A 10,776-nucleotide genomic window follows, 5' to 3' on the forward strand; every position below is an offset into this window, starting at 1 on the left:
CAATCGTGATTTTGCATACTTTTGTTAAAAAATCTCAAAAAACACCTTTAAAAGATATAAACATCTGCATACAAAGAAAAAAGGAGCTTTTGAATGAAAAATAAAATAAATCTTCAAACCTACAACATCAATGAACTTAAAGCAAAGTATTTAAAAGGAGAGGCTTTAAAAGAATATCAAGCTCTTGAACCTCTTATTGAAATCAAAGCTAAAATGCTTCAAGCAAGGAATGATGCTAAGCTGACTCAAGAAGATGTAGCAAAAGCACTCAATACTTATGTAAGCAATATTTCAAGACTTGAAAGCTCTTCGAATCCTCCTAGCCTAAATACACTGATGAAATACGCTCAAGCTTGTGGTAAAAAGCTAAAAATTGATTTTGTGGATAGATAAAGTAAATTGACTCAAGTAGATGGCATAAGTCGTGTGGAGTTTGGGTGAAGGGATTGGGATACCCTTCAATCCTTATTTTTGGCATTTTTGCTTAGTTTTTCTACTTGCCAAACAAGTCTGATGATAATCAGACTTTGTGCGATTTCTAAGATATAACCTAAAGCTTCCATTTTTTACCTCCTTGTGCTAAAATAAAGTTGGACATATGATGAGACCCGCTTAAGCGGGCTTCTTAAGTTTAAGTGATTGAACTTAAGATTTTGATTATCAGATAGATAATCTTTAAAATTAGTATTGTTGCTACTAGCTTTCTCATCTTGTCCTCCTTCCGTTTTTACATCTTTTAAATATAAAAACATCATAATTATACATCTAAAAATTGTTATTGTCAAGTGGTTTTACATCTTTAAGATATTTTTTGATATAATTTATATATTAAATAAATGTAAAAGGTAAAAAATGAAAAAAAGTGAACTTACCATTAAGCTTAATCATATTGGTATAAGCAAAAAAGAGTTTTCAGAACTTGCTGATATTTCTTATAATACTGTTAATAATTGGAACGATAGGGATAAGCCTGTTCCAACTTGGGTAGCTTCTTGGCTAGAGAATTACCAAAAAGCAAAATGTTATGATGAACTCAAAAAGAAGGTTTATGAGATAGAGAAAATGAGCTTATAAATACTTTTAAATACTTATAAATACTTTTTAAAACTTTTAAATTCATTATTTTTTGATATAATAAAATGATTTAAAATTTTAATAAAGGAGTGTTTATGGAAGCATTAAGGGTAGCAAGATATATCATTAATAAATGTATCGAATTAGAAAAACCTATCAGCAATCTCCCGCTCCAAAAGATTATCTATTTTGTCCATATTGGATTTTTGAAAAAAACAGGTAAGCAACTCATTACAGACAAAGATTTTGAAGCTTGGCAATGGGGTCCTGTGATAAGAGATGTTTATCATGAATACAGGATATTTGGTAGTAATGCACTCAGTATCCCTGAAGAAGATTCCAATTTAGATTTGGATAAATCTGAAAAAGAGATTGTTGATAAAATTATTGATGAGTCTACAGAGCTACCACCTTGGGAGTTAGTAAAAAGAAGTCATAACCCGCAAGGGGCTTGGATAAAAGTATACAAAGAGGGCAGTAAAAATATCATACCTTCTGAACTCATTGAAGAAGAAGCAGAAGCATTAGAAAATGAATGATGAGAAATTTGAAGAGTTTTTAAAAAATATTTCGAAAGATTTAAATGAAGAAGAAGACTATCAAAAAGTCATCATTGAAGCCAAGGATGTATATAAAAATGATTATAGACATCCTTACTCGTTGATAACAACTTATATTTTAAAGAATACTACGAATAATGAAGATATAGAAAGATTATCTCAAAATATAAGATGGATGGTATCGTATATAATCAAGAATCAAGATAAAAAGAATAAAATTAAAATAGAAGAAGACAAAAAATTATTAACAAACCTCAAAAAATTAGAAGATCATATTAATCTTGATTTTATTCATGTTCAATATTACAAGGACATAGAAAAACAAAAAGAAAGTTTGGAAAGTTTAGTAGCTATAAATAAAAAACTTGAAAATGACCTAAAAAATCAAAAAAATCAATACATTACGATACTTGGAATATTTGCTTCAATTGTTTTAGCGTTTGTAGGTGTTTTTACTTTTTCAACCTCCATATTTTCAAACATTGATAAAAGCAGTATTTATAGATTGATATTTGTCATGGGATTTATTGCTTGTTTATTCACAAATCTTCTTTATTTTCTTTTTAATTTTATCAAGAATATTGGTATGGAAAAAAGGCAAAGAAGCTTTAAAGAGCATTTTGGGATAGTTTCATTTAATATTTTGATACTCATTGTATTGATATGTAATGGAGGATTTTATCTCTTAATAGAGAGATTGAGATATTTTATAATTTCTTGAATGTCCCTACTACAGAGCCAATGATTTCATAATCAAGTTTTTCTAATGAGATGGGTTGATAATTAGGATTATCACTTAGAAGGACGAGATTAGGAAACTTTTGAAGCCTCTTGACTACAAGCTCATCATTTATCCTAGCGATACATATTTCTCCTTCTTTTACAGAACCTTTTTGAACCAATAGATATGAGAGTGGGGCGATGGTAGGTGCCATCGAATCCCCTCTGCTATAGATAATGGATAAATCTGTTAAAGAAGTCAGTCCATAGCAAGTCTTTAGGAATGATTTATTAAATACTATATTATCAATAATATTTTCTTCATTTATCAAACCCAAACCCGCAGAAGCCGTAACATCATATAAAGGGATATGGATATTTTCTTCTTTGGAGATTATAGAGTTTTGTAAGATAATTGATAAGTCGTGTTTTAAACTTTTAGGAAAGCCAGTTTTATACCAATTTATAGCACTAGTTTCAGCACGTCCCATTTTTATTGCTAGTTCTTTTAAAGAATTAATTTTAAATGCTTTTTTAGCTTCTTGGAATAAATTTTTATCTTCCTCGTTCATTTTAACCCTTTTTATTTTATTCCAGCAAAAATAATTCCATTTTTAAAATTAGTATTTTTTACTTGACATATAGTAATAATTACTATATAATATCGTCATAAAACCAAAAGATAGGTTTTAAATCCAAAAGAAAGGAGGCACAAAATGGAAAAGCTTGAAAAGATTATCAACATTGTTTGGAAAATCACTTTGATAATCGCCAGCATTAACCATATCATAAAGATGTGGACGGGGTAAACCCCGCATTGTTTTTTTACTTTTCACATTTTGTGCTTTCATATTATACCAAAAAGGAAAAGAAATGGAATGGATAAATACCATAGGGAATATCGCTTTAGTTGTGTTTTTAATCTGCACTTATTACAAAAACTGGATTTTAGAAAAACGCATAGAAAAACTAGAAAAGGACAAAAGATGAAATTTTTAGAAATTTATATAAAAACTCTTGACAATTAGATAAAGATACTATATCTTTATTCCAAAAATACTATATTTTTGGAATAAAGATACTATATAATATCGTCATAAAACCAAAAGATAGGTTTTAAATCCAAAAGAAAGGAGTGATACGATGAAGAAGCTTAAGATAATTTTAAAAATCCTAGAAATCATTTATCTTGCTTTGAGCATTTACAAAATGCTCAGCGGGTAACCCCAAAGGGGGAGGCTTAATCATCGTATCGCAGGAATTATACCATATAAGGAGTAAAGAATGTTAAATCTACTTTTAGGCGTTATTATCGCTTTGTTAAGCGTGTATGTATTCAGTCTTGAAAAACGCATAGAAAAACTAGAGAAGGAGAAAAAATGAGGTATAGACAAACAGAAAAAGTGAAATTAGATTTTGGCAATGCTAGAAGATTGTGCGAAGAGCTAGGCATTAGCTATAGTAGTTATAGCCAGACTATGAAGAGGAATGCAGTCTTTTTTAGGAGCGATAAGAATAGAAAAGCTTTTAAAAAACTCTTAGAAAATGGCTATATCGTTGAGGTGAAAAATGTGTGAAAGTATGCAAGCAATCTATGAACTCAAAAGAATCATCAAGTCCCAAAGTGAGAGCCTAAAAGATATGAATGCGAGCTTAGAGATTGTCTATCACATAATCGATAAGCAAAAAAAGCAAATCAAAGCATTACAAGAGGCACTAAAGGAGCAAAAAGATGAATCTATCTTATGAAAGGCAACTCACCATCGCTTTATCTCAAGTAATCGTGCAGAAGTATGGAGCGGTTTTGAGTGCTAAAAATTTTGCAGAATTATTAGGCATTGGATTACAAGGCTTACAAAATAAACTTTGTAATGAAGATAGGGATTTGCCTAAATACACTCAACTAAGAGGCAAAAAAGTTTTTATGGCAAATGATGTTGCAGAATGGATGGTTAGCAATGACCTCAAGTTCCCAAAATAAGGAGAGAAGAAATGGATTATTTAGATTTTATCCAAAACAAAAAGCCAAAATCAATAGCGAGTGGTTTTGAACTCAAAGAAGAATGGCTGAATCCTTATTTATTTGATTATCAAAAAGACATCGTGAAGCGGGCTTGTTTGAAAGGAAAATATGCATTATTTGTGGATACAGGATTAGGCAAATCCATCATGCAGCTCAACTTCGCTAAGGCAGTCAGTTTGTATACACATCAACCTGTCTTGATATTAGCCCCTTTAGCTGTCGTGTTTCAGATGATGAAAGAAGCAGTAAAGTTTGATATTCCTTTAGAAAAAATCACACAAAATACAGATTTCAAAGAAGGGATTTATATCATTAATTATGAGCAGTTAGAAAAGCTTGATGTGAGTCTTTTTGCAGGGGTCGTGCTAGATGAAAGTTCTATTTTGAAATCTTTTGAGGGAAAGACAAAGCAAAATTTGATAGATAAATTCAAACACACACCCTATAAACTTGCTTGTTCTGCAACTCCTAGTCCAAATGACTTTATGGAGCTTGGCAATCATAGCGAGTTTTTGAATGTGATGTCAAGACTAGAGATGCTATCAAGGTATTTTATCAATGATACATTCAATACAGGTGAATGGAGGCTTAAAAAGCACGCACACAATGGATTTTGGGAATGGGTATCAAGCTGGGCGGAATGTGTGAGTAGCCCTTCTGATTTGGGCTATGATGGTTCTTCTCATGTTTTACCCAAACTCAATGAAATCTTACACAAGATAGCATTTGATGATTTACAATACCTAAAAGACGGGGCGTTGTTTGTATTTTCTGAGCAAAATGCCACGACTCTAGCTAGGAACAAAAAGATGAGTTTGCAGAAGCGACTCACTAAGCTTAATGAGATTGTGAATGATTGCACAATGCCATTGCTCATATGGGTAGATACGAACCTAGAATCAAATAAGACTTATCAAAAGCTAAAAAATCAATTCCCTCATCTCAATATCATAGAACTCACAGGAAGTATGAGTCCTGATGTTAAAGCTGGGATTTTAAATGATTTTAGTGAGGATAAAATCGATATTCTCATCACAAAAGCTTCTATTGCTGGGATGGGGATGAACTTTCAAAATGCTTGTAATATGGTCTTTTTGGGATTGAACTATTCATATGAGAGCTATTACCAGAGTGTGCGTAGGATGTGGAGATTTGGGCAAAAGAAGCCTGTGAATGTGCATATCATATTAGCTGATAATGAAACTTCTATTTTTGAAGCCTTACAAAAGAAAAAGCAACAACACCAAGAGATGAAATCATCAATGACGCAATCTATCTGTGGACTAAAAACACAGATAAATACTCATTTTTTACAACCAAAAATCATACCTATCCCATCGTTTTTAAGGAGTGAAAATGCGAGTTAAAAATATTAGAAATAAGCTTATCAAAGGCATGAGTGCAGATTATAGCCCAAAATATTTTTTTGTATGGCAGGGCAAAATTTATCAAAAACTAAGCTTTGATAGGGCGTATGAAAAAGGATTTAAATATCTTTTTGTTGATTTTGTAGATAGCCATAGGAGATAAAAATGGAAGGATTTGATGAACTTCATAAAGATATATATTTTGATGATTACAAACAAGTTGCTATATACAATAAAGATTGTGTAGAGTTGGCTAAAGCATTATCTGATAATAGCATAGATTTTAGTATTTATTCCCCGCCTTTTAGTGATTTGTTTGTCTATAGCGATAATATTATGGATATGGGTAATTGTGCAAATGATGAGGAGTTTTTTGCACAATATGCTTTCCTTATCAAAGAAATGTATCGGGTTTTGAAGCCTCATCGGCTTGTAGCGATTCATTGTTGTGATATGCAGTTATTGAAAGGCAAGGATGGAGTGATTGGGTTTAAGGATTTTCCTGGTCGTATCATTTCTGAACATATCAAAGCAGGCTTTGTCTATCACTCTAGGATAACTATATGGAAAGACCCTGTGATAGAAATGAAACGCACTAAAGCAAATGGCTTGCTTTACAAACAAGTCTGTAAAGATTCTACTGCAAGCCGTCAGGGTAGGGCAGATTATTTAGTGATTTTGAAAAAGCCCTCAATTGAGCCAAATAATGAACCTGTCAGTAGAGAGGCATTTTATGATTATATTGGTTCAAGTGCTATCAAGCCTTTTAATACTAGAGATGAAAAAGATTATGAGAGGCTATATAGCATCAATGTATGGCAAAGATATGCTTCGCCTGTGTGGTTTGACATCGAGCAAGGAAGGGTATTGAATACATCAGTTGCCAAAGAAGATAGTGATGAACGTCATATGTGTCCATTACAGCTTGATGTGATTGAGAGGGCTATTGGGCTTTGGAGTAATCCTAATGAAATCATCTATAGTCCTTTTATGGGTATAGGTAGTGAGGGGGTGAGTGCTATCAAGTTAGATAGAGGTTTTGTAGGCAGTGAGCTTAAAGAGAGCTATTATAAAACAGCTAGGAAAAATATCAAAGAAGCCATTGATTTGAGCAATCATTTATTTCAAGAATGATGAATTTGGATTTGTTGGGATAAGTGTTGGAAACTAAAATAATTAATGATTATCACCCTTATAGCATAGGAATAGATACCTTTAGATTCCTAATACCTAAGGATTCTCTAAGTATTTTTATCAAAAAAATGCAGCTATCAAGGAAAATACGCAAAACAACCAGAAACCAACAAATCCACGATTATGTAACACAAAAATTCAAATCTCAAAAAACTTCAAACCCAAAACACCCTTTTTGTATAAACTATATCAATCTTAAAAGAGGCAATAAAAGCCTCTCTAATACAATCTTACTCATTTATAATTCTATGGCTTGTCATAATCATTCTAAAATCAATAAAAAAGGATATGAGCATTATGTTGAAGTCGTCTTTGCAGGATTGCACCAGCCTAGCAAAGAGATAGATTCTAATTTATTCAAGATACTAAAAGCATTTTTGAAACGTTTCAAAGTCCATAGCATAGATATGGCTTGCGATTTTGATTATCAGGGTCGATTGAAAGATTTGCTCAGGCAAACATCAACATTGATGGATTATGCAATGAAAGGAGCTAGGATAAGGAATGAGGGGGATTCTCTCTATATCAATGAGACGATTTCAACACAAGGACTCAAAAGAATCCTACTTTATGACAAATACAAAAAACAAACCCTTTATCACAAAGAAAACATACACCCTGAATTAGTAGACTGGAAGCGATTAGAGATTACATTACAGATTAGAGAGAGGTTTTTTAAATGGATTGAATCTGATGGATTGAACGGAGGGATTGACTTGCTAAATGATATGAGTATGAAAATGGGTATTAGGAGTATCGTAGGGCTAGAAGTGGAAGTATTGAGCAAGCAAATAAGGAAGCTAAAAGATTTAAGAAGAGCGATTAGCTTTAAAGCGTGGGCAAAAGTGCCTATAAAAAATAAGAAGAAATAATCAAAGATTATATAATTACAAAATTATTATAAGGAGCATAATAAATGGAAAAAGAAATGAATTTGATTAAAAGAGTTTGTCAAGAATTAAATATCAGTCAAAAGGAGTTAGCAGAAGAGCTTGAAATACCACAAAGCACTATATCACGATGGGCAAATGATGATATTCCAAAAATGGCAGTATTATATTTTGAATTGTTATTTGAAAATAAAGCTTTGAAAATGAAATTGCAAGCGATTAAAAATGCTAGAGAAATCATCAACTCTCTTTAATTTCATTTTTGAAAGTAATTTATACAATTTAACCCAAAAATAAAATAAAATACTTGACAATATTCCAAAAATAGTATATAATACACTCATAAATTTCAGAAATGAAATTTAAATCCAAAACAAGGAGTATCAAATGCTAAAGTTACTCAGAATTTTAGTCCTGATGATTCAGTTGATTTACTGGATTATCAAAATCCAATCTCTCTTCTAAAAGAGAGAGGAGGGGGTTACTAAAAAAATTTAGCATTGATACTCTTAAATATTATACCATAGGAGATAAAAATGGAAACTTTGATTTTAGGCATAGCAGTGAGTTTATTGACCTTATATGTGTTTTTGCTAGAAAAAAAGATTGACAAACGCATAGAAAAACTACAAAAGGACAAAAATGAGCAATGAACAAAACCTTATCAAAAAGACAGCCAAAGAGTTAGGGATGACTTATAAAGAATTAGGTGAAGCGATAGGGTATAGTGAAGCAACGCTTAAAAGTGTTGTTTCTACAAACTCTGTAAGCCAGCAAATAGAAAAAGTAATTAGCTTATATGTTGAAAATCAAGAGCTGCATAAAAAAATTGAAACTCTTAAAAATTTCAAAGATATGTTAAATAACATTTAAGTGTATTTGCACAACCTTTTTTGATAAAATAATCGATATTTACATCTTTTTACTTGACAAAAGTTTATAAAAATAGTATAATTATGGCATAAAAGTTGAATATAACAACTTTTAAATCCAGAAGAAAGGAGACACAAGATGAAAAAACTAAGACAACTTACAAAATTAGTTTTAGAGATTGTTTTGATTATTCAAGCAATCAGCCAAATTTTTCAAATTTGGACAGGGTAATCCCTGCCTTTGTTTTTAAACAAAGGCATTCATCTTGTGTTGAAATAAATTATACCATAAGGAGTTAAAAATGGAATGGCTAGACAAAATTAGCAACATCGTTTTAGTGATAATAGTTCTGTGGAATGCGTGGGAGATAAGAAGTCTAAACAAACGCATAGAAAAACTAGAGAAGGAATCCAAATGAGCAATGAACAAAACCTTATCAAAAAGACAGCCAAAGAGCTAGGAATGACTTATAAGGAATTAGGTGAAGCGATAGGGTATAGTGGTGATAGTTTAAACAATATGGCTTCCAAAGATAATGCAATAATTAGCAATCAAATAAAAAAAGCGATTGATTTGTATCTTGAGAACCTTAATCTGAAGAAAAAATTACAAGACTATGAAATTCTTAAAAACGCCCTTAAAAATATTGTAGAAGAGTGATTTTAAAACTCTTTTGCATAACTTAAAATTATAAAATATGAAATATTAATTAAAAATAATTATAAAAGTATTGACAATAACAATTAATTATTGTATAATTATGGCATAAAAACAATTTAGAATTGTTTTTAAATCCAAAAAGAAAGGAGCGATACAATGAAAAAGCTAAGAATCATAGCATTAATCTTACAAATTGCTTTCTATTTGATAGCGATTATAAAACTCTTCTTTTAGGAAGAGACCCACTTAAGTGGGTTATTTTAGCTTATCATTGTATCGTGAGCTTATTATACCATAGGAGGTAAAAAATGGACTTAGAATTTTTGTTAATCATCATATTGGCAGGCTGGGTTGGAATAAATGAGTGGCGTTTGAATAAACTTGAAAATAAAATCAAAGGATTAAAGGATAAAAATGAGCAATGAACAAAACCTTATCAAGAAAACAGCCAAAGAGCTAGGAATGACTTATAAGGAATTGGGTGAAGCGATAGGGTATAGTGAAAGTGCTATAAACAAGAGTGCTACTACAAGTGAAGTTAGTAAATCAATGGAAAAGGCTATTGAACTTTACTTGGAAACCTTAATGCTTAAAAAGAAATTATCAAAATGGAAATCTTTTGAAGATATTATAAGAGAAGTTTCTAAGCAATAACATATTTAATAAGTTGATAATGATATAAAAACATAAAATATATTATAAAATTATTGATAATACATAATAATTATGTTATAATTCTCACATAAACATAGGAAATATGTTTATGGAAGGAAACACAAGATGAAAAAGTTAGACTTAATTATCGCCTTAATTAATCTTCTAACCGCTCTTTTGGTGTTAGTAAAACAACTCCTCTAAGAGTAAAGGGGGAGGTCTTGCTTTTTATCTTGTGTTTAATGATTATACCATAAGGAGTTAAAAATGGAAATATTTAGTGCAATCGGTGGATTATGTGGAGCAATAGCATTGCTTTTAGCAATCTTTAGGATCAATACTTTAGAAAAACGCATAGAAAAACTAGAGAAGGATAAAAATCAAACTTAGTGGGAACGGACTAAAAATTAAATATCGTATTTTAGGTCATTGTAACAGGGTGTGTTCGTAACAATTAATCGAACCCACCTATTAAACATCGTCATATACGATATTTGAACCATTTTTTTGCTTTAGTGGTAACAAAATGGGAACGAAATAAATCTTAAGTCCTAAAATAAGGGTTTATATAAGTTAATAATAGAATCCCTTTCTCTCCGCCATAGGTTTTTAACTATTCTCTATACTACCTAACATTTATTTTTTACCCCTCCCTTTAATTAATAACATAGGATCTCAAGCAAAAAAATATTAAATGATGCTTTTTGGTAGGTATAACGGGGTAATAGATATTCAAATCAAATAATCCAATCAAATCAAAT

19 protein-coding genes are annotated in these 10,776 nt (G+C 31.0%); 17 read left to right on the forward strand and 2 right to left on the reverse strand.

Going from position 1 to position 10,776, the window contains the following annotated elements:
• Window positions 1-5: 5 nt before the first annotated feature.
• From BKH44_RS08735 to BKH44_RS08345, 5 genes are all read left to right on the forward strand, one after another.
• A complete protein-coding gene (locus BKH44_RS08735) occupies window positions 6-104 on the forward strand; it encodes a type II toxin-antitoxin system RelE/ParE family toxin (protein WP_257842635.1) in 99 nt (32 codons plus the stop codon).
• A complete protein-coding gene (locus tag BKH44_RS08330) occupies window positions 94-393 on the forward strand; it encodes a helix-turn-helix transcriptional regulator (RefSeq protein WP_095272312.1) in 300 nt (99 codons plus the stop codon). Before BKH44_RS08735 ends, BKH44_RS08330 begins: the two co-directional genes overlap by 11 nt.
• 459 nt (window positions 394-852) lie before the next feature.
• Complete coding sequence (locus BKH44_RS08335; protein WP_095272314.1) at window positions 853-1,074, forward strand: hypothetical protein; 222 nt, start codon at window positions 853-855, stop codon at window positions 1,072-1,074.
• Between the two features lie 95 nt (window positions 1,075-1,169).
• On the forward strand, window positions 1,170-1,613 hold the full coding sequence (locus tag BKH44_RS08340) for a type II toxin-antitoxin system antitoxin SocA domain-containing protein (RefSeq protein WP_095272317.1): 444 nt from the start codon (window positions 1,170-1,172) through the stop codon (window positions 1,611-1,613).
• A complete protein-coding gene (locus tag BKH44_RS08345) occupies window positions 1,606-2,355 on the forward strand; it encodes a hypothetical protein (RefSeq protein ID WP_095272320.1) in 750 nt (249 codons plus the stop codon). The genes BKH44_RS08340 and BKH44_RS08345 overlap by 8 nt, the downstream gene beginning before the upstream one ends.
• On the opposite strand, the gene BKH44_RS08350 is transcribed toward BKH44_RS08345, so the two are convergent.
• Window positions 2,342-2,926: a S24 family peptidase gene (locus BKH44_RS08350; RefSeq protein ID WP_095272323.1), complete on the reverse strand. Its 585-nt coding sequence runs from the start codon at window positions 2,924-2,926 to the stop codon at window positions 2,342-2,344. The genes BKH44_RS08345 and BKH44_RS08350 overlap by 14 nt on opposite strands.
• A 117-nt stretch (window positions 2,927-3,043) precedes the next feature.
• Entirely contained in the window at window positions 3,044-3,172 is a 129-nt protein-coding gene (locus BKH44_RS09000) for a hypothetical protein (RefSeq protein WP_257842633.1), read from the reverse strand.
• 561 nt (window positions 3,173-3,733) lie between these two features.
• Here BKH44_RS09000 and BKH44_RS08355 point away from each other — a divergent pair.
• The 12 genes from BKH44_RS08355 (at window position 3,734) to BKH44_RS09005 (ending at window position 10,405) form a co-directional block, all read left to right on the forward strand.
• Window positions 3,734-3,931, forward strand: a complete 198-nt coding sequence (locus tag BKH44_RS08355; RefSeq protein WP_095272325.1) for a hypothetical protein — start codon at window positions 3,734-3,736, stop codon at window positions 3,929-3,931.
• A complete protein-coding gene (locus BKH44_RS08360; protein ID WP_095272328.1) occupies window positions 3,924-4,103 on the forward strand; it encodes a hypothetical protein in 180 nt (59 codons plus the stop codon). Before BKH44_RS08355 ends, BKH44_RS08360 begins: the two co-directional genes overlap by 8 nt.
• Window positions 4,087-4,335: a hypothetical protein gene (locus BKH44_RS08365; RefSeq protein WP_095272331.1), complete on the forward strand. Its 249-nt coding sequence runs from the start codon at window positions 4,087-4,089 to the stop codon at window positions 4,333-4,335. The genes BKH44_RS08360 and BKH44_RS08365 overlap by 17 nt, the downstream gene beginning before the upstream one ends.
• An 11-nt stretch (window positions 4,336-4,346) precedes the next feature.
• Window positions 4,347-5,744 (forward strand): helicase-related protein, encoded by a 1,398-nt coding sequence (locus BKH44_RS08370; RefSeq protein WP_095272333.1) that lies wholly within the window; start codon window positions 4,347-4,349, stop codon window positions 5,742-5,744.
• A complete protein-coding gene (locus tag BKH44_RS08895; RefSeq protein ID WP_180674161.1) occupies window positions 5,734-5,907 on the forward strand; it encodes a hypothetical protein in 174 nt (57 codons plus the stop codon). The genes BKH44_RS08370 and BKH44_RS08895 overlap by 11 nt, the downstream gene beginning before the upstream one ends.
• Before the next feature lie 2 nt (window positions 5,908-5,909).
• Window positions 5,910-6,878, forward strand: coding sequence for a DNA methyltransferase (locus BKH44_RS08375; protein ID WP_095272336.1), 969 nt, complete (start codon window positions 5,910-5,912; stop codon window positions 6,876-6,878).
• A gap of 26 nt (window positions 6,879-6,904) precedes the next feature.
• Window positions 6,905-7,810 carry a hypothetical protein gene (locus BKH44_RS08380; RefSeq protein ID WP_143428335.1) on the forward strand — a complete coding sequence of 302 codons (906 nt, stop codon included), beginning with the start codon at window positions 6,905-6,907 and terminating at the stop codon, window positions 7,808-7,810.
• Window positions 7,811-7,854: 44 nt separating this feature from the next.
• A complete protein-coding gene (locus BKH44_RS08385; protein ID WP_095272340.1) occupies window positions 7,855-8,082 on the forward strand; it encodes a helix-turn-helix transcriptional regulator in 228 nt (75 codons plus the stop codon).
• A 388-nt stretch (window positions 8,083-8,470) separates the two neighbouring features.
• Window positions 8,471-8,701: a transcriptional regulator gene (locus BKH44_RS08390; RefSeq protein WP_095272343.1), complete on the forward strand. Its 231-nt coding sequence runs from the start codon at window positions 8,471-8,473 to the stop codon at window positions 8,699-8,701.
• A gap of 414 nt (window positions 8,702-9,115) precedes the next feature.
• Window positions 9,116-9,361, forward strand: coding sequence for a transcriptional regulator (locus BKH44_RS08395; protein ID WP_095271583.1), 246 nt, complete (start codon window positions 9,116-9,118; stop codon window positions 9,359-9,361).
• A 414-nt stretch (window positions 9,362-9,775) separates the two neighbouring features.
• A complete protein-coding gene (locus BKH44_RS08400) occupies window positions 9,776-10,015 on the forward strand; it encodes a transcriptional regulator (protein ID WP_095272345.1) in 240 nt (79 codons plus the stop codon).
• 267 nt (window positions 10,016-10,282) lie between these two features.
• Window positions 10,283-10,405: a hypothetical protein gene (locus BKH44_RS09005; RefSeq protein ID WP_257842634.1), complete on the forward strand. Its 123-nt coding sequence runs from the start codon at window positions 10,283-10,285 to the stop codon at window positions 10,403-10,405.
• Window positions 10,406-10,776: the final 371 nt, after the last annotated feature.

The sequence above is a fragment of the Helicobacter sp. 13S00477-4 genome (assembly GCF_002272785.1).
Lineage (GTDB): Bacteria > Campylobacterota > Campylobacteria > Campylobacterales > Helicobacteraceae > Helicobacter_J.